Genomic DNA, 18,280 nt, shown 5'->3' with positions numbered 1-18,280 from the left:
AAATGGAGACACAGAGGAAGGCAAGTGCTTTTCTTTGATGAAAATCGTAGTCAATTATCGTAGATACATCCACCCAAAAGGTTAGAGACATGTTTACCAAAATCCTTATCGCCAACCGTGGCGAAATTGCTTGCCGTGTTGCTGCTACCGCACGCCGCATGGGCATCAAGACTGTCGCTGTGTATTCCGAAGCCGATGCCAATGCCAAGCATGTCGCGGTTTGTGATGAGGCAGTCTTGATAGGCCCGGCTGCCGCCAAAGAGAGTTATCTGCGTGCCGACAAGATCATAGAAGTCGCATTGGCGACGGGCGCGCAGGCGATACATCCGGGTTATGGCTTCCTGTCAGAAAACAGTGAATTCGCTGAAGCCTGTGCCAAAAATGGCATCGCGTTCATCGGCCCGCCAGCATCGGCGATAGAAGCCATGGGCAGCAAGTCTGCGGCGAAATCCCTGATGGAAAAAGCCAATGTGCCGCTGGTGCCGGGCTACCATGGCGATAATCAGGATGCGGATTTTTTACATACCGAGGCTGACCGTATCGGTTACCCCGTCTTGCTCAAAGCCAGTGCCGGTGGTGGTGGCAAGGGCATGCGTGTTATCGAAAAATCGGCTGACTTCAAGGATGCGCTGGCATCCTGCAAGCGTGAGGCCATCAATTCTTTTGGTGACGACAAAGTGCTGGCAGAAAAATATCTGCAAAGACCACGTCATATAGAAATACAGGTGTTTGCTGATACCCACGGCAATTGCGTCTACCTGTTCGAACGTGATTGCTCGGTACAGCGTCGCCATCAAAAAGTGTTGGAAGAAGCACCTGCACCCGGCATGACGGCAGAACGCCGTGCAGCCATGGGTGATGCTGCCGTAGCTGCGGCAAAAGCAGTGGGCTATGTCGGTGCGGGGACGGTGGAATTCATCGCCAACCAGGACGGTTCTTTCTATTTCATGGAAATGAATACCCGTTTGCAGGTTGAACATCCGGTGACAGAAATGATCACTGGTACTGATCTGGTGGAATGGCAATTGCGTGTTGCTGCAGGTGAAAAACTGCCGCTGCAACAAAATGAATTACAGATCCATGGTCACGCGATTGAAGCACGCGTATATGCAGAAAACCCAGAAAAAGGTTTCCTGCCATCGATAGGTACTCTGCGTCATGCGCGTACTCCTGTTGCCGTGAATTTTGAACTAGGTGGCGCGACTGATCCGGCGGCTTTCCGTATCGATAGTGGCGTGCGTGAAGGCGATACGATTTCGCCTTTCTATGACCCCATGATTGCCAAGATGATAGTCTGGGGCAAGGACAGGAAAGAAGCGCTGGCCCGCATGGCGCAAGCCCTGGCGCAATACCAGATCGTCGGCCTGAACAGCAATATCGCCTTCCTGTCACGCCTGGTCACCAGCACAGCTTTTTCTGGCGCTGATCTGGATACTGGCCTGATAGAACGCAATCAGGCAGAACTGTTCCCAGCACCGGTAGCCGCGAATCTGACTACGCTGGCGCTGGCGGTTGTATCCCTGTTGAATTCAGAAAAATCTACAAAGGGTAGCAGCAGCGACCCATGGCAATCCAGCCACGGCTGGCGCATGAACAGCCTTATGCAACGTAGCCTGCAATTCACGGAAGAAGAACAAACGCATGATGTGCAAGTGACTTATCTGTCTGACGGCTGGCAAGTGCAGGCAGGTGAATCGAAAGTGCAAGTCAGGCTGGCACTCGCCGATGAAAATGATATCGTCATCAAGATTGCAGACCAGACCGTGGCTGCTACTGTGGTACGCGATGGTGAGCATTTCCATGTCTTCAGTCAAGGCAAGCATACTGACCTGCATTACATTGATGCACTGGCGCATGCTGGTGAAGCCGAGGCTGAAACTGGCCGCCTGACCGCACCCATGCCAGGCAAGATCGTTGCTGTGCTCGTCAACAAGGCACAGGAAGTGAAGAAGGGCGATGCCCTGCTGATCATGGAAGCCATGAAGATGGAGCATACGATCTCTGCCCCGCATGATGGCGTCATTGATGAAGTCTTGTATGCGATTGGTGATCAGGTTACTGAAGGCGCGCAATTGCTGGCTTTCCAGCAGTAGGCTTGCCTGGAGTTGGTACCGTAAAGCCAGCACTGTTGTGCTGGCTTTTTTACAGTATAAAAAAATGTGAATGCACTCCTTCCCCTTCAAGGGGAAGGCCGGGATGGGGATGGGTTTCTTTCGCAAATTAATTAAGTGTTTCATTAATCAAAACCCATCCCCACCCCAACCCTCCCCTTGAAGGGGAGGGAGTTTTAATGGCATTTCATCAGGTGAATGTTAGTTATAGAAAAACAGATACACCAACAAATCACCCCGCTGTGTTACTTGTACAAACCACCAAGCAAGTCCATCATGAATACTTGAACAAGAAAAATCTGCAAAAAGCGATTTTTTATTATCTTGCCCAGACTTTGGAATTACCATGACCGCACTCTCCATCAACATCAACAAAATCGCCTTGCTGCGCAATTCGCGTGGCCGTAATTACCCTGATGTGCAGGCCTTTGCTGCGCGCTGCCTGGACCTCGGTGCGCGTGGCATTACCCTGCATCCACGTCAGGATCAAAGGCATGCGCGTTATTCTGATGTCGAAACCCTGGGCTTGCTGTGCCAGGCGCGTGGTGTGGAGTTGAATGTCGAAGGTTATCCCGCGTCAGACTTTCTCGAAGTCGTGAAGCGCAACAAGCCTGCGCAATGCACGTTGGTGCCGGATGCGCCAGATCAGCTGACTTCTGACCATGGCTGGGACTTGCGCAAGGATGCCGACTTTTTACGCCCCGCGCTGGCTGAACTGAAGGCGCTGGGTATACGCAGCAGCCTGTTTATTGATTATGACAACCAGGACATGCACCTGGCCAAAGAACTGGGGGCCGACCGGGTCGAGTTATATACCGAACCCTATGCCGAACATTTTGGCACGGCAAAGGGGGAAGAGATTTTCCAGGGCTTTGTGGCTGCTGCCAAACGTGCCCAGGATGCTGGACTGGGAGTGAACGCAGGGCATGATCTGAACCTGGATAACCTGGCCAGATTCCTGACCATACCCGGCATATTGGAAGTCTCTATAGGCCATGCCGTCATCGTTGAATGCCTGGAACAGGGCATTGTTGAAGTGCTCACAAAATACGCAAAAATTTGCCAGCAAGGCTAGATTTTGCATTTTTTGCATGAAAAAAGAAAAAGCAAAAAAATGTTAACTTTTTCCTTGTAGCCTTCAAATTCTTGAACTACATTGGGGTAACGGTGCTTCGCATGAAGCACTGTGGTTGATGTTCCTCTCTATGCTCAAGAGATAATCGATAGAGAGAATATCAGCGTTGTTGTTGGTGTTGGTGTTTAAAGGCAAACCACCCGAAAGCGTGGGACGCAAAACTACAGGGCCCTCGCTAAACACGGCAGGGTAGCCAGGTACCGTATTCCGCATTGGCGGTTTTTCGTTAAGAGGCATGTGCTCATGAATAGCATTTCTACGGCGCTTCCCGGCGCTTCTAAAAAAATTCTGATTAGTGTATTCGGTTTGTCTGAGTATGAATTGCGTCTGGTGCGCAGCGTGCTTAGCTTGACCATGGCGAGCGGACGCAGGCATTCCTATGCCTTGTGCGATGCCAGTCAGGCTGCTGACCCTGATATCGTCATACTCGATCCGGATAATAGCCAGGCCAGGGCAGCTTTACAGGAGCTTATAGCAACACACAATATTCCCGAACCTGCAACGGTATTCATTTCCAATGCAGGCAAAGCACATCCAGGCAAATATCATTTACTGCATCCTCTGGTTCCAACCAAGATGCTGGCCTTGCTGGATCAGGTAGCAGATGAACTGGAAAAAGTTTTACAAACAGCATTTCCACTCAGTGCAGCAGTTGCTCAGAAGGCAGAAATGGACAAAGCAGCTATTGTGCAGCCCCTGCTGCAAAAAAATCCTTCAAACTCGGTTTTGCAGGGTGGTCACCGTGCCCTGATCGTGGATGACAGCCCTACTGCAAGAATCAAGATAGACCTGGAATTGCGCTCGATGAAGATCGCTTCTGACTGCGCTGAGACTGGCGAGCAAGCCTTGCAGATGCTGGAAAAGAAAAACTACGACATCATCTTCCTCGACATCGTCATGCCTGGTGCTGATGGCTATGAAATCTGCAAGATCATACGCCGCCATCCACAAACCAAACGCACACCCGTGGTCATGCTGACCAGCAAATCCTCTCCGTTTGACCGTATCCGTGGCTCGCTGTCTGGATGCAGCAGTTATCTGACCAAGCCTGTAGAACACCTGAAGTTCCGTGCCGTCGTCGAAAAGAGCCTGAGTGCAACTGAGACAGCGCCTGAAATGGAAAAGAATCACGGCCTGGCGATGGGTACCTGAAACCAGATCAGCCCAATATTTTTACCTTGGCTCTGGGGATCAGAGCGTTTCACTTACACATCTCGGGAGTACATCATGGGTATGAAAAAAGCACTCGTTGTTGACGATTCCACGACTGAACTGGCCAACATCAAAAGCATATTGACTGATGCCGGTTATGTGGTGGTCACTGCATCCAGCGGCAAGGACACGCTGGAAAAAGCCAAGGCCGAAAAACCTTCGATTATTTTCCTCGACATCGTCATGCCAGAAATGGATGGCTATGAAGCCTGCCGTAGCCTGACGCAAGATCCGGCAACCAAAGACATCCCTATTATTTTTGTCAGCAGCAAATCGCAAAAAGCCGACAAGATCTGGGGGCAGTTGCAAGGTGCTAAAGGCTATGTCGCCAAGCCTTATACAGCTGACCAGATTATTGATCAACTCAAAATCGCTGCCTGATTTTAAATTTTGTAACGCATCACCCATCTGCGGGGGCGGTCATGAGCTTAGTCACTTCCAGCAATGCCGGACAGTCCAAAGAATGGCTGCCACCCAGTGTTGCCCTTGAGCGCTTCACTCCACCTGGCGACTTGCTGTGGAGTGATGTGGCACCACTAGTCGAAAGAAAGCGTTATGGCTACCGCGTAAATTCTTTGAATTTGCTGATCAGGGCCGAGGTAGGGAGTGAAGTGATAAGACCACAGGCACTTGCTCCCTTGCCTGGTGCAGCAGCCTTCTTGCTTGGCCTGATCAATCTGCGCGGCAACCTGGTACCCATCTTTGACCTGGGCCTGGTACTCAGTGGCCGCAGGTCAGAAGTCACCGCCTCGAAATTGTTTTTGATACTGGACAAGGCAGAAAATGCCGTTGGCATGCTGATAGACAGTTATCCGCAGCCACTGACCGAATTGCGCACCATTACCCAGATGCCGCAATTGCCTGCCACGCTGGAAGCCCATGTGCCAGCTGCCTTTGTCAAGGATGACAAAGTCTGGCTGGACTTCAATCATGAAAGTTTTTTTGAAAAACTCAGCCGCAGTGTATAGAGCACAGAACTAAAAAGCATAGAACTAAAAACTGGAATCGGCTGATCCCCTGCTATTGATTTGACCAAGTAGTCTTCGATGTTTTTCTTGTGGAGAGCAAAATGAAATTACGTACTCCGAATATTGGTATCCGGCTCAGTCTGGGATTTACAGCGGTGTTGCTGCTGTTGGCGGTAACGGCCTGGCTGGCGATGTCCAACCTGAAGAGCATCAATGACGGTACCCACCGCATTGTGGATGGTAGCTACCCTAAAGTTGTGCTTGCCTACAAGATGCTTGGTAACGTTAATGCCAATGCGCGTTCCATGCGTAATATGCTGCTCCTGAACGATCAATCGGCAGTGGAAAAAGAACAGCAACTGATTTTGTCTCGCAGGCAAAACCAGGATGAAAACATCGCCGGTTTTGAAAAACTGATTACCAGTGAAGAAGAAAAAGGCATCTTCCAGACAGCGACCGAAGCACGTAATAAATACGGCGCTTCACAAAGGGAATTCCTGCGTCTGGCGACTGAAGGTAAAAAGACGGAAGCCACAGCCTGGTTGCTTGGCAACCTGCAAGCCGATCAGGAGAAATGGTTTTCTTCGATGGATAATCTCATCGACTACCAAACAAAATTGGTGAATAAGGATGGTGCCGCCGCCGATAGCACTTATGTCAGTGCGAAAAACATCCTGGCTTTGGTGGCAGCCTTGTCCATCTTGCTGGCAGCAGGTGTTGCCTACTGGATGACGCGCAGTATTACCAAACCGGTATCGCATCTGATTGGCGTTATGCAGAAGCTGACACAGGGTGATGCCAGCGTCAGGGCGCGCAGCACTCAACCGGACGAAATTGGCAAACTCTCACGCCAGTTCGACAGGATGGTGGATGAACGTGAAGCCAGCCGCAAATCCATTGAAGATGAAAATGAAAAACTCAATGAATCCGTACTGGTTTTGTTGCAGGCAGTGGCGCAACTCGCGAGCAGAGATTTGACTGTCAAAGTACCGGTATCTGCCGATGTGACAGGTGCGGTATCTGATGCCTTGAACATGCTGACCAGTGAAACGGCCAAAGTGCTGCGTGATGTAAGTAATATTTCTGCCGACGTGACCGAGGCCACGCTGAAAGTGAAAGCCCAGTCCGATAATGTGATGGCTGCGGCAGCAGAAGAAAGGCTGGAAGTGGAACATACTACTGTTTCATTATCGACCGCTTCTGAAGAAATGCGCAATATTGCCGACCTGGCACAAACCTGCAACCGCGCTGCTGATAATGCGATACGCTCAACCCAACTGGCGATGGATACGGTGAACAGCACGGTCGGTGGTATTAACAGTACCCGCGACATCATACGTGAAACAGAAAAACGGATTAAACGCTTGGGTGAACGTTCACAAGAAATTTCCGGCGTGGTCGGTCTGATTAATGCGATTGCAGAACGTACCCACATCCTGGCGCTGAATGCGAGTATGCATGCGGCATCCGCCGGTGAAGCTGGTCGTGGTTTTGCGGTGGTTGCGGATGAGGTGCAAAGGCTGGCAGAAAATGCGAGGCAAGCGACGCTGCAAATTTCTGGCCTGGTCAATAACATCCAGCTGGAAACCTCAGATACGGTCAACACCATGAACTCGGCAATTGCCCAGGTGGTAGAAGGTAGCCGGCTGGCAGAACAGGCCGGTCTGCAAATGCAGGCGACGCAAAATGCGACCACTGAGCTGGTGGAATCAGTACAGCAGATTGCCATCAAATCCCATGGTCAGGCCAAAGCCAGCCAGGAGTTGCTGGACAGAGCGATACAAATCAAGAAAACCAATCAGGAAACCAGTTTGCAACTTGATGAACAATCTGCGCAAACCACCAACCTGGTGGAATACGCAAGAATGCTGTTGTCCACCGTACGCGTCTTCAAACTGGCAGCCTGATATCACCACTCAAACCTGCGCAAGGCTTTGCGCAGGTTTCTCTCTTTCCAACTTACCCGTCTGAGGCAGTATGGAACAGCTAGAAAACCAGGCTACAGATTTCAGCCATGTCGTCCTCGGTGCCCTTGATGAGGTATTCAACGCGCTGGAGACCGATGCCACTCACTCAACGGATGTCGCGGTAGTCACCCGTGCGCTGGCTTGTTATATCGAGCAATTGCGCCGCATACGTGCGGCAGCCAGTGCTGCTGACATGCCCGGTCTGCACTGGGTATGCGCGCTGATAGAACGCAATCTCATCAGCCTGTATAACCAGAACCGTCGCCTCACGGATGAAGAATATCACCTGCTCAGCGAATGGCCAGATTTGCTGGCCAGCCATGCACTGAATCATGGCGACAAGAATATAGAAACCCTGATAGACCATCTTTCGACAGCCAGCTGGCCTATTCCTTTGAGCCTTGGTGATTCCTGTGAGCTCAGGCAATTGCTGAATAGTGATCCGCTGACGCCAGTAGCTGAAGTGGAAGAGCCTCCCCCTTTGTTCCTGGTACCCGCACCAGCCACGGCAGAGATCGCTTTATTGAATCAAACAGATGCACACACTGCACAAACTGCCCAAGCTGAAACTGCAGAAATCACTGAGCCAGAAACATCCCAGGTATCCGTAGATATAGCAAATACAGCAGATACATCAACTTCAGCATTACATGAAGCGCTGGACGCTCTCATCATGAGCCTGGCAGCGGATGAACACTTTGCCCAGGGTGGTGACAATGATGCAGCTATCCTGCAAGCTTATGCGGCGCAGTTGCTGGGTTTTTCCAGTTGCGCAAGTCAGTTGAATCTGCATGTCGTGGCAGATGCCTGCCAGGCTTTTGCTGATGTTGTCATCATGAGATCCGCAGATGCAGATGCCGTCAATGAAACCGAACTGGGCCTGCTGCAGCGCTTCCCGCTGATGCTCATGGATAGCATTGCTGATGCTGAAAATCCGGAAATCGCAGCCAGTCTGCTCGATGTTGTGTATGACCCGGCATGGAACAGGCAAGAAGCAGTAAGCGGTGCCACCTACACTGAGTTGCAAGAGAGTGATAATAGTGCAAACTACAGCGCGGACGAAGCTGCTGATGCAGGCATAGCTGAGCACACAGAAGAGGCTGTAGAAGAAATTGCGCATGCAGGCATAGATGCGGGTGGTACGCAGACCAGTGCTGCCGCACAAGAAATCAGCAGCGATATGCTGACCCTGTTTGCCAGGGAATTCAGATTGATGAGTGGCATGCTGGCAGAAGACCTGGCGGCAGTGATCGCGGCTGGTGATGATGAAGAACAGCGTGGCCTGGCATTGCAAAACTATGTTGAAGCCTTGCTGCGCATTGCCTCTACTTCAGAATCCATAGGTCTGACTGCCCTGCAACAATTTTTGTCCTTGCTTGCTGGCCTGGTGGCCGCACAAAACCTGGCACTGGATGCGCAGCAGTCCAGCCTGCTGGCAACACTGCCAGCCAGTTTGAATAACTACCTGCTGGCACCCAAAGAAGAAATAGCCGCACTGGAATTATTGTCATTGTTGATGGACTCTTGCTGGTCGCAGGCCACGGTCATGGATGGCAATGAATCGCTGTTCGCCGAACTCATCAATATCAATCTGATAGCAGACCATCATGATGCTGAAGCTGCTGCGATTGCCATCACTGAGAGCGATGTCTCGATACAACTGCCAGATGATCTGAATACAGAATTATTCGATGGTCTCTTGCAGGAACTGCCTGTGCAGGTAGGTAATTTCACCAGCGCCATAGAAAGATTCTCAAATGGTGCTGGCAATATGCAGGACATAGAACAAGCCAAGCGTGCCGCGCATACGCTGAAGGGCGCTGCCAACACCGTGGGTATTGCGGGCATTGCCAACCTGACCCATCATCTGGAAGATTTGCTGATTGCCCTCACTGATAAACAAAGCCTGCCTGACAATGCACTTGCAGAATTGCTGACCGAGGCCGGTGATTGTCTCGAAGCCATGGGTGAGGCTGTGGTCGATGGCGGTACAGCACCGGCACAGTCGCAACAGCTGCTGCAACAGATTTGCGACTATGTCGCTTACATGCACAGTGGTGAATTTGTTGCCCGCAACGAAGCTGTAGCAGTCGTTGCGCCTGTTGCAAATACCCCGGTCCCGCAATCTTCTGGCGCTGTACTTGACCTGGTCGAACCTGGTTCACATGCGGCTGAACCGATGTTGCGTGTGCCTGCGAAAGTGGTGGATGAACTGTTGCGCCTCGCAGGAGAAAATGTTATCTCGAATGCGCAAATCCAGGAACAATTGAAACAGACGCAAAAACAATCGAAGGCCATACAAAGACACGATGTCCTGTTCCAGAAATTGATCGCTGACCTTGAAACCCTGGTTGATGTGCGCGGCATGAGCAGCCCGCAGAAAAAGGCCAGCATCAGTACTACCGATGGCGACTTTGATCCACTGGAATTTGAACGCTATAGCGAGCTGCATACCATCACCGCACAACTGGTAGAGGCACGCACCGATGCTTTCGAGATGTCCAGCCATATCGACGAACAATTGCATGGCCTGGCGGAATTGCTGGAAGTGCAGCGCCGCCTGCAAATCGAAAACCAGCATGCCGTGATACGCACGCGGCTGGTGCCGGTCACGACTATCGTCTCGCGCCTGCAACGCAGTGTGCGCCAGACTTGTCGCTTGCTTGATAAACAGGTCAACCTGAATATCCTGGGTGCGAACACCAATATCGATAGCAATATGCTCAATGACCTGACAGACCCGCTGATGCATATCCTGCGCAATGCGGTCGATCATGGCATAGAGACACTTGCCAGCAGGCTGGCCGCGAATAAACCGGCAGATGGCCTGATAGAACTGAGCTTTGCCCGTGAAGGTAACTCCATCGTCGTGCGTTGCAAAGACGATGGTGCAGGCCTGGATTATGCGGCGATACGCCGTACCGCCTTGAAGCGAAAAATGATCAGTGCCGAGCGTATCTTGTCTGAAGAAGAACTGGCCAGGCTGATTCTGGTACCAGGTTTTTCTACCCGTGACAGCAGCACCCAGACTTCTGGCCGTGGTATAGGTATGGACATGGTGCATGCACGCATACTGGAAATGAAAGGCTCGTTGAATTTGCGCTCAGTCGCTGGCCAGGGTCTGGTGGTGGAATTGCGCCTGCCTGCCAGCCTTTTGTCTGAGCATACCCTGATGGCGCGCGTGGCTGGTCACATGATGGCGATTTCCAGCCGTCGTATTATTGATATCCATTACATCACTGATGCACAAATTGATACCTTGGCTGACCAGCCTGTCTATCGAGTTGGTGATGCAGTGCATAAATTGCTGAAGCTCGATAGTTTGCTGGGCATGCAAGACCATCGCAAGGAGGCGCGCAGCTATGGCTACCCGGTCTTGCTGGTCAGCACCGATACCGGCTCAACCTGCGCAATACAAGTGCAGGAACTGGTTGATGGCCGTGAAGTCGTGGTCAAGAAATTTGGCCGCTATGTACCAAGAATCCAGGGCACGATAGGTGCGGTCATCCTCGGTGACGGTAGCGTTGCACCCGTTATCGATCTGCCGGAATTATTGCGCGCATCGACCCAGCAGTACATCAATATCGATGATGCCCATGCTGGTTTGCCGTCGCAGGCAGATTCGCAAGCAACACATGTGCGTACCGCGCTGGTGGTCGATGATTCATTGTCAGCCCGCCGTGCCACTGCCCAAATCATGCGCGATGCCGGTTATGAAGTGCGTACTGCCATTGATGGTCTGGATGCGGTTGCCATACTCGATGAAGTGCTGCCCGACGTGATTTTGGTGGATATGGAAATGCCGCGCATGAATGGCCTGGAACTGACCAGCCATGTACGCGCCCGCAAGCTCGACAAGCGTATTCCCATCATCATGATCACTTCACGCTCTACCCAAAAACACAGGCAGCAGGGCGATGCCGCCGGGGTGGATGCCTACCTCGTCAAACCCTTCAGTGAAGATGCCTTGCTGCAGCATATTAACCGCCTGACAGGAGCCTGATCATGGGAGCGATGATGCCGGGGATGAGTACAGAAATACGCAACCGTCTGTTGCTGCGGATTGATAATATGCAGCTCATGCTGCCGCAGGGTGATGTCTGTGCAGTGGAATCTGTTGTTGATCTGGTCAGCCAGGATGCTGTCGCGCCTGCCATAGGGCGCATCGCTTACCTGGGACAAAGCTGGCCAGTATTGAGCCTGAATGGTGAATTGCAGACCCTGGACAAGATACCTGCAGCACGCCGCGCCTGTGTCATGCTGGCTACCGGCAAGGGTTTTCTGGGCTTGCTGTGTGATGATGTCAGGGTACTCAATCAGCAATCCGGCAGCGACTATGCCTTGCCTGTTGCTATGCGTGCCGGCTACACGCCAGTGCAGGCTGTCATGCCATTTGAAAATGGCCTGGCCTGTCTCAGCGATGCGCGGCATTTAATGCAGTATGGTGCCTTCGCACAAATCACTGCTACTCATTAGTGGAGCGCAAATATGTCTAGTGCAAATGCCTGGTTACTGGACGTAGGCGATGGCAGGCAAGTCGCAATAGGCCAGCGTGAACTCATACAAATCATGGATGCGCAGGATAGCTTTGAGGTGCCTCTCGCGCCCGCGTATATGCGGGAGATCATCTTCTGGCAAAAACGTGCCGTGCCTGTCATGCAACTCCCTGTACGCCTCGGTGGTCGTGCCTGCACAGGCAATATCCTCGCTCTGGTGGCATTTCATGATGCTGTCAGCAATACGGCAGGCCTGGGTGCCATCCATCTGGCGGCCCCACCTGTGCGTGTGCTGGTTGATGATAAGCAGGCCAGCAGCCTCGATGAAGCAGGCTGGGAAGATATGGCGATTTCCTGTTTTGAGCAGCAGGGGCAAAGCATACCTGTGCTGGATTTGAGCCGCCTCTTTTCTGCCACGCATTAGAGCTGAGTAAGCATGCGTTGCTTACTCACGCAAGCCATATCTGCGCATCTTGTTCAGCAAGCCTACACGGGATATACCCAGTTGTTTTGCTGCATGCGTATGGTTGTGCTGGTTGTCATTCAGCGCGCCGACGATGAGGCGCTTTTCCAGAGCCGCCACCTGTTCCTCCAGTAAACCGGTATCCACTACAGGCGCATCGCTTGCAACTTCACCGCAAGCCAGTGCCAGATCATCTACTACGATCTCGTTCATCTCGCCAGCCAGTGCCATCGCAGTTTGCAGACAATGCTGCAATTCCCTGACATTGCCGGGCCAGGCATGGGATACCAGCCACTCTTGCGCTGCAGCCGTCAGGCGTTTTGGCGGTGTTGATCTGGCTGCAATTGCCTGGGCTATCAGGGCGATGTCTTCAGCCCGGTCTGCCAGTGCCAGAGTGCGCATCTGTATGCCTTTAAGGCGGTAATACAAATCATCCCTGAAGCTTTTTTCTTCGACCATGACTGCCAGATCACGGTTAGTCGCCGCGACTATGCGCACATCGACACGCAACTCAGCGCGTGCACCTATCGGAAAGAAACTGCCAGACTGCAAGAAGCGCAATAGCTTGACTTGCATGGGCAGAGGCATTTCACCTACTTCATCAAGGAATAGCGTGCCGCCATCGGCAGCGGCAATAAGCCCTTTGCGGTCACGGTCGGCACCGGTGAAACTGCCTTTGCAGTGACCAAATAGTTCACTCTCGAATAATTCTGCAGGTATGGCACCGCAATGCACCGCAATAAATGCTTTGCCTGCGCGTTTGCCCTGGGCATGCAGGGCGCGTGCCACCAGTTCCTTGCCAGTACCACTGGGGCCAGTAATCATGACTGGTACATCGGTAGGCGCAATGCGGCGTATCAGCGAGCGCAATTCTGCCAGTTCAGCACTGATGCCTATCAGGCCCATGCTGTTGTCGTCTGGCAGGGCGCGGGCGCGCCATACGGCAAGTTCTCGTTCCAGTCGGCTTTTGTTGAGCGCGCGGTCAACCACGACGCGCAAGATGTCGGGATCAAGCGGCTTGGGTAAAAAATCCCAGGCTCCAAGACTGATGGCACGCAGCGCCAGTTCACGGTCTGCATGACCAGTCATGACGACCACGGGTACAGGGGCGAATGCTGGCAATAGCGCCAGACCCTCATCGGGTGTGAAACTAGGTGGCAAGGCCAGGTCCAGCAAGACCAGATCAAAGCTGTTCTCCGCCAGCAGGGCATGTACCTGTTCTGCCGTGGCCGCGACCTTGACGACATAACCGAGGCTGGCCAGCCAGTTGCCACACAGGCGTTGAAAGGCTGGCTCATCATCGACCAGTAAAATAGTTTGCATGCTCATGGTGTCATGGTGATGTGGGTAAATAAAATTCAAAACAGCAATTCCAGCCGGGACAAGTGATCAGCGCAACGCTGCCGCCATGCGCCTCCACCAGCCTGCGCACTATCGCCAGGCCCAGGCCAGTACCACCTGGGCGGCGGCTCTTGAAAGCCTGGAACAAATCGGCTTTTTGTTCTGCCGGTATGCCGGGGCCGTTATCGCAGATGCGCAGTCTCAGCATCTGTTTGTCTGTCGTTGCTTCGATATGGATGCGCGCATCTGGTCTGCCGCGCAACATCGCCAGTGCATTATTGAGCAGGTTGTTCAGAATTTGCTCAGTACGCATGCGGTCTATATTGCCGCGTAAATTCTCTTCGATATCGCTGCTGATTTGTACGCCATTCGCCATGGCAGTAGGGCGTAGTTGCGCGATGATGTTATCAATCAGTTCTGCCATATCGACAGGCTGGCAATTCAGGCGCACCTCACCGGAATAACTGAGCAAATCCTGTATCAGATGATCGGCTCTTTCTATCTGCTCGCGTATGTCATTTCGTACATCAGCAGGACAGGAAACGGCAGCCATACTGATGATGTTCAGGGGGTTGCGCAATTCATGGGCAACGGTAGCAGCCAGCCCGCCCAGCTCCGTCAGATGTGCCTGTTGCAGGCGCTGTTTTTCTTGATCTGCATAGCGCAGCAACTGGTCAAGCCGCCCGGCGGCGGCGGCCAGCAGGGCACCGAATACTGCACCCACTTTTTGCACACTGGGGGTCGCGCCCTCCCAGTGTCGCAATTCGTAATGCCATTCTGCGTGGGCAGACTGTGCCTGCTGCCGGTAACAGATGACGCAGGTTTGCTCAGCAGTGTGGCTGTCTGGTGCTCCAGCGTGGAATAGCAAGACAGGCATAGGTTGGCGCAAATGGGTTTCCAATAACGCTGATGCAACCGAGCTCAGTTCCTGCCAGTTCGTCGCCGACTCTAACTGCATGCGCCAGTTGCTGAGCACGGCTGCTTCCAGATGCGCGCCGGGAAAAACCAGTTTTTCCATAAAGCTGCGCATCGGTCTTTCCAGTATCAGCATGATGAGCAGCATGCCTGTACCCAAAAGCCATAACTGCCACAACGGTAAGGCCGCCAGCGGACTAAAGCCGGTTTGCGCCACCAGGCTCAACACCAGACCTGCAATGGCGACTGTCAGCACGCTCAGGGCCAGCCAGGCCAGGAAACGGTTGGCCCACAGGTTTACTGCCATCATGTCATAACGCAAGATGCCGAGCACCAGCAAGACCGCATAGAACGGCAGCAGGATCACGCTGTAGGGGAAGATGTCTATGCCAAACGAGGCATTCAAGAACATCAGCGTAGAGGCCGAGCCCCAGACCCCGGCCAGGCAAACCGCCAGAATTTGCCCGCGCTTCTTCGGTGCTGCAGCAGGCCATGCCATCAGCAACAGCAGATAGGCCCAGGTGCTCAGGCCACTGACAAAAATGCCGGGTATCCAGCCCCAGGCTGGAAATACGTAATAGCGCCGAAATTCCAGCCAGGGCAAGAGACTGCCCATATCAAAGATGGCAATGCCCAGCATCAGTGTGAGAGCCGCTGCATACCAGGCAATGATATGTGCAGGCCGCAAACGACCCAAAAAGCGTAATACAAAATGCAAAAAGAACACGGCATTCACAGGGCCGGTATTGACCAGTATCTTGCCCAGTTCACTGATCCTGGCATCGCCCAGATTGATGGCCAACTGGCCTGTCGCCCACAGGCCTATGCTCACGCAAAACAGCGCCAGCGCCTTCATGCCCGGCTGTTGTCCTGCCTTTACCCACAGCCAGATAGCCAGCAAGGGGCTGATGGCGCCCTGCAAGGCGAGCGAGAAAAAATAAAGTCCGTAGGCATTCATGGCCGGTAGCTGTTAAGCATCTTGATAGCAAATTTCAGTCAACTATATAGCAAGCTTACAGTTTTACTGAGGCATAAATTAAATTTCCTTAAGAAACAAGGGCTTATTAAAGATCTTTGACTGGCACGCAGCTTGCGAATAAAGAGACAGGCAGTTTTCATACCTGCCACCCGAAAAAGTCGCAAGCAATCAAGCGCAGCAGGAAAAATCATGACCTCAACTACATCAAGCTTCTCCCATTTCAATTTGCTGTCCAAGGCCAACTGGCTCAGGTTCAACCGTCTCCTTGCCTGGGCCATGCTCGTCACACCTGTGTTGCAATTTTTTGTCAGGGCAAACCTTGCTTATGCCTTGTTGGTGGATTTTGGTCTCTTGCTCGCGCATGGGATTTTGTCGCTGATCTTGTTTGGCTTACCCAAAGTCAAGCGGCAAAAATTTGCGTTTTCCATGCATGTGATGGGTTTTCGCTGGTATTTCCTGAGCCCGCGCAATGAATTCCTGCTGACTGGTTACCGCATCGTCCAGGCTCTTTCTGTGTTTCCACTACTGTTCATTCCTGGCGCCAGATGGCTGGCATTACTGTTGTTTTATCCACTATTGAGAATGCCGGTTTCTTTCATACAGCATTTGTACAGAGCGATGAACTTTGCTTTTCAGCGCTGGGGTATCAAGTATCTCGATGCTGGCCTGGTCGTGTGCATCTACCTGTTCTTTTTCTTTGCCAACTTGCTGCGTCCCTGATCAGGAGTATGAACATGAACCATAGTGTTACCCTGACTGATGCGGTATTTCCTGTCGTTCGCCGTAATGCAGTAGCATCCCGTCAACCTACTGCCGTAAGCACGCTCAACCGTCGCGAGGCTGGTTTGCCGAATCTGAGCAGCCTGGGGCTGGACTTGCTGGATGCCAGCAAATTACAAAGCCTGATCTGGCCAGTGTTGCCACTGCTGACCCTGGCTGTCTATGCCATGGTTTTTTCCATGCAGTATTACCTCTTGCTGCCGCTGGTTTTTGTTTTGCATTTTCTGGTCTCGGTGACTTTTACCCATGATGTCTTGCATGGCGCTGCCGGTTTCAAGCCACGCAGCACAGAATGGATCCTGTTTGCCATGAGTATCCTGCTGCTGGAAAGTGGTCATGCCTTCCGCCAGGCGCATCTGCACCACCATAGTCATTGCCTGGAGCATGATGATTTTGAAGGCAGTCCTGCACATCTGAGTTTGCTGGGCGCGCTGAAAGCCGGGCCTACCTATCTGGCACGTCATTGGCTGCATGCTTACCGGCTCGCCAAAAGCCCGGTGCAAAGGCGCTGGATGCTGGCCGAACTGTGCGCTGCCATCCTCGGAATTGTGATTGCCATACTTGTTTTGCCCTGGACTGCTGCGCCACTGACTTATTGCGTATTCATGTACATAGGTTCTTGCCTGTATCCGGTCACTACTGCCTGGTTGCCGCACTTCAAGCCGGACAATTGCATACTGGGACAAGCCAGGAGCTTGCGTGGCAAGATCATACCGGCTTTATTGTTCAATCTTTCTTATCATCTTGAACACCATCTGTACCCGCAAGTGCCCAGCTATAACCTGCCGCAACTGGCAGACAGGCTGGACCCTTATTTCGATAAGTTGGGTGTTGCGGTATTGCATGTGGTTTGAATTGGTCTTTTGGCACAAGTAGAAATACGGGGGGAGGTTCAGGCTTTAGCCAGCTTGGGGGTAAAATGATGTTATTGCCTGCCTTTACTGGCGCCCTAGGAAAAACAACATGAATGCATCACTGCCCAAGCAAGTCAAAATTGTCGAAGTAGGACCGCGTGACGGCTTGCAAAATGAAAAAGAAAGCATACCCGCCGACGTCAAGATAGAGCTGGTGAACCGCCTGACTGCGGCTGGCTTTGTGAACATAGAGGCCGCCTCTTTTGTCTCGCCCAAATGGGTGCCGCAAATGGCGACCTCGGCAGAGGTCATGGCAGGCATTACGCGCAAGCCTGGTGTCATCTATTCTGTGCTGACGCCGAATATGAAAGGCTTTGAAGCTGCACTGGCAGCCGGTGCCGATGAAGTAGTGATTTTCAGTTCAGCCTCGGAAGCCTTTGCACAAAAAAACATCAATTGCTCGATTGCTGAATCAATAGAGCGTTTCCGCGAAGTGGCTGAAGCCGCAAAAGCAAACAAGATACGCTTGCGCGGCAGTATCTCTTGCGCCTTCGGTTGCCCTTATCAGGGTGAAGTCGCCATTGATAGTGTCTCTGATGTGGTACAGCGTTTGCGTGATCTCGGTTGCGATGAAATCGACATCGCTGACACCATAGGTGTAGGCACAGCGCGGCAAGTGCAAAACGTCATGCAAAGAGTATCGCAGGACTTTCCTGTTGAGGCTTTGTCCGGCCATTTCCACGATACCTATGGTCAGGCGCTGGCGAATATCTATGCGAGTCTGGAAGTCGGTATTTCCATCTTCCATTCATCCGTTGCTGGCCTTGGTGGTTGCCCATATGCCAAAGGTGCAACCGGCAATGTATCGACAGAAGACGTACTCTTCCTCATGCAGGGTCTGGGCATACAAACTGGCATAGATTTGAATGCCGTGGTGGATGGAGGGCAATTCATTTCTGCCCATCTGGGGCGCAAGGCAGTCAGCCGTGCTGGTAATGCTTTGGCGGCGAAACGTCTTGGCTAAAATCAGTGTCATATATCATGCAAGCAAGTTGATGC

The 18,280-nt window shown here is 52.3% G+C and carries 15 protein-coding genes and 1 riboswitch; of the genes, 13 read left to right on the top strand and 2 right to left on the bottom strand.

Annotation, left to right across the window (positions count from 1 at the left end; genetic code table 11):
• Positions 1–89: 89 nt before the first annotated feature.
• From ACO0LI_RS21355 to ACO0LI_RS21310, 10 genes are all read left to right on the top strand, one after another.
• The gene (locus ACO0LI_RS21355) at positions 90–2,093 is read left to right on the top strand and encodes an acetyl/propionyl/methylcrotonyl-CoA carboxylase subunit alpha (protein WP_423035092.1); all 2,004 of its coding nucleotides are present in this window, start codon (positions 90–92) and stop codon (positions 2,091–2,093) included.
• Positions 2,094–2,290: 197 nt separating this feature from the next.
• On the top strand, positions 2,291–2,461 hold the full coding sequence (locus ACO0LI_RS21350; RefSeq protein WP_423035090.1) for a hypothetical protein: 171 nt from the start codon (positions 2,291–2,293) through the stop codon (positions 2,459–2,461).
• Positions 2,458–3,186 (top strand): pyridoxine 5'-phosphate synthase, encoded by a 729-nt coding sequence (locus tag ACO0LI_RS21345; RefSeq protein ID WP_423035088.1) that lies wholly within the window; start codon positions 2,458–2,460, stop codon positions 3,184–3,186. The genes ACO0LI_RS21350 and ACO0LI_RS21345 overlap by 4 nt, the downstream gene beginning before the upstream one ends.
• A gap of 180 nt (positions 3,187–3,366) precedes the next feature.
• A riboswitch (cyclic di-GMP riboswitch) is annotated at positions 3,367–3,451 on the top strand.
• A 38-nt stretch (positions 3,452–3,489) separates the two neighbouring features.
• The gene (locus tag ACO0LI_RS21340; RefSeq protein WP_423035086.1) at positions 3,490–4,398 is read left to right on the top strand and encodes a response regulator; all 909 of its coding nucleotides are present in this window, start codon (positions 3,490–3,492) and stop codon (positions 4,396–4,398) included.
• A gap of 75 nt (positions 4,399–4,473) precedes the next feature.
• A complete protein-coding gene (locus tag ACO0LI_RS21335; protein ID WP_422952007.1) occupies positions 4,474–4,839 on the top strand; it encodes a response regulator in 366 nt (121 codons plus the stop codon).
• 41 nt (positions 4,840–4,880) lie between these two features.
• A complete protein-coding gene (locus ACO0LI_RS21330) occupies positions 4,881–5,426 on the top strand; it encodes a chemotaxis protein CheW (protein ID WP_423035084.1) in 546 nt (181 codons plus the stop codon).
• Positions 5,427–5,527: 101 nt separating this feature from the next.
• Positions 5,528–7,333 carry a methyl-accepting chemotaxis protein gene (locus ACO0LI_RS21325; RefSeq protein ID WP_423035082.1) on the top strand — a complete coding sequence of 602 codons (1,806 nt, stop codon included), beginning with the start codon at positions 5,528–5,530 and terminating at the stop codon, positions 7,331–7,333.
• Positions 7,334–7,403: 70 nt separating this feature from the next.
• Positions 7,404–11,396 carry a hybrid sensor histidine kinase/response regulator gene (locus ACO0LI_RS21320; RefSeq protein WP_423035080.1) on the top strand — a complete coding sequence of 1,331 codons (3,993 nt, stop codon included), beginning with the start codon at positions 7,404–7,406 and terminating at the stop codon, positions 11,394–11,396.
• A gap of 2 nt (positions 11,397–11,398) precedes the next feature.
• The gene (locus tag ACO0LI_RS21315) at positions 11,399–11,869 is read left to right on the top strand and encodes a hypothetical protein (RefSeq protein WP_162061272.1); all 471 of its coding nucleotides are present in this window, start codon (positions 11,399–11,401) and stop codon (positions 11,867–11,869) included.
• 12 nt (positions 11,870–11,881) lie between these two features.
• Entirely contained in the window at positions 11,882–12,313 is a 432-nt protein-coding gene (locus ACO0LI_RS21310) for a chemotaxis protein CheW (protein ID WP_422952003.1), read from the top strand.
• Between the two features lie 21 nt (positions 12,314–12,334).
• Here the strand turns inward: ACO0LI_RS21310 and ACO0LI_RS21305 are convergent, their stop codons facing one another.
• Together ACO0LI_RS21305 and ACO0LI_RS21300 are read right to left on the bottom strand one after the other, a co-directional pair.
• The gene (locus ACO0LI_RS21305) at positions 12,335–13,681 is read right to left on the bottom strand and encodes a sigma-54-dependent transcriptional regulator (protein ID WP_423035078.1); all 1,347 of its coding nucleotides are present in this window, start codon (positions 13,679–13,681) and stop codon (positions 12,335–12,337) included.
• Positions 13,682–13,685: 4 nt separating this feature from the next.
• Positions 13,686–15,566, bottom strand: coding sequence for an ATP-binding protein (locus ACO0LI_RS21300; protein ID WP_423035076.1), 1,881 nt, complete (start codon positions 15,564–15,566; stop codon positions 13,686–13,688).
• 210 nt (positions 15,567–15,776) lie between these two features.
• Here ACO0LI_RS21300 and ACO0LI_RS21295 point away from each other — a divergent pair, with 210 nt between their 5' ends.
• The 3 genes from ACO0LI_RS21295 (at position 15,777) to ACO0LI_RS21285 (ending at position 18,245) form a co-directional block, all read left to right on the top strand.
• Positions 15,777–16,307 (top strand): hypothetical protein, encoded by a 531-nt coding sequence (locus ACO0LI_RS21295; RefSeq protein ID WP_423035074.1) that lies wholly within the window; start codon positions 15,777–15,779, stop codon positions 16,305–16,307.
• 14 nt (positions 16,308–16,321) lie between these two features.
• Positions 16,322–17,221, top strand: a complete 900-nt coding sequence (locus ACO0LI_RS21290) for a fatty acid desaturase family protein (RefSeq protein ID WP_423035072.1) — start codon at positions 16,322–16,324, stop codon at positions 17,219–17,221.
• 109 nt (positions 17,222–17,330) lie between these two features.
• A complete protein-coding gene (locus tag ACO0LI_RS21285; RefSeq protein WP_422951998.1) occupies positions 17,331–18,245 on the top strand; it encodes a hydroxymethylglutaryl-CoA lyase in 915 nt (304 codons plus the stop codon).
• The last annotated feature ends 35 nt before the right edge of the window (positions 18,246–18,280 follow it).

It is taken from the genome of Undibacterium sp. Tian12W, assembly GCF_049339405.1.
Lineage (GTDB): Bacteria > Pseudomonadota > Gammaproteobacteria > Burkholderiales > Burkholderiaceae_D > Undibacterium.
Note: the sequence above shows the minus strand (reverse complement) of the source record. Positions and strands in the feature narration are given on the sequence as shown.